Origin of the sequence: Pseudoalteromonas sp. Isolate3 (assembly GCF_022398505.1) — a bacterium.
Taxonomy (GTDB): Bacteria; Pseudomonadota; Gammaproteobacteria; order Enterobacterales; family Alteromonadaceae; genus Pseudoalteromonas; species Pseudoalteromonas apostichopi.
The window spans coordinates 1-947 of sequence record NZ_JAKEVN010000267.1; the positions used below are offsets into that span (position 1 = coordinate 1).

Sequence of the window (947 nt, forward strand, 5' to 3'; positions counted from 1 at the left end):
ACTTTACATAACAACAGTAAGGTCTCAAACGTTACACTATAGTTAACTTTAAAATGCTCTATCTTTAATAACCTCTTAGCAAAGCTAAGATAATTATAAGAGGAGCTATAAGCCGCCGAGTCAAACGCTTTTTTTGCGGCTAAATAATTAATTTCAATAACTTGCTTTATTTCAAGAGGATTACATATAAGCTCTATTGCTTTATTAAATTGGTTTGCTAGATCAAATAAGCTTTTATCTAGAATGTTATTGTTAAGTGCATACTGATAAAGCAGTCTGGCAATATTAATATGAACTTGCTGACGCTCATTTTCAGGGATGAGTGAGTAGGCGGCTTGCTGCACACGGTCATGTAAAAATTTTAATTGCACATTTTCATTAACGGCCACTTGTGAAGGAATGACATGTGAAATAGATTGCGGAGTTAATATAAGTTCTCTATCAATAGCAGGGATCAAATTATTAATTATCTGCTTGGCTGTGTATTGATTATCAGAAAGCGCTACCAACATATTAGTGTCGAATGTATTACTAACACTTGCAGCATACTTAAGTAAATCACAGGCATGATCTGGTAGCTCATTAATTTTACCTGCCATAAAATCAACAACATTATCGGTGATGTTTTCTGCCAAAATAGTTTCTTTATCCCAGCACCAACAATCTTTTTCTAGGTTGTGATATAGCAGACCTTTCTCATACAACTCTGTCGTAAATTGTAAAACAAAAAAGGGGTTTCCTAATGTCTTCTTGAATATGAGTTCACTTAAAGGAAGACATTCTATTTCAGGGGTATTTATTGTGTCACTGATTAGAGTATTTATTACATCTTGTGGTAAGTTATTCAAAAAAGCCTGGTTTACAGGTACATTTTTATCTTTAATTTCGGTAATGAATTTAGTGAATGGGTGTTGGTAATCAACCTCATTATCTCGAAATGCTTGTAT

General features: G+C 33.4%; 1 protein-coding gene. It reads right to left on the reverse strand.

All coding sequences use genetic code 11. The annotated features are described in order from the left end of the window. Positions 1–848 (reverse strand): hypothetical protein (locus L1D46_RS20750; protein WP_239978181.1); only part of this gene is annotated, 848 nt, incomplete at its 3' end. Between the last annotated feature and the right edge of the window lie 99 nt (positions 849–947).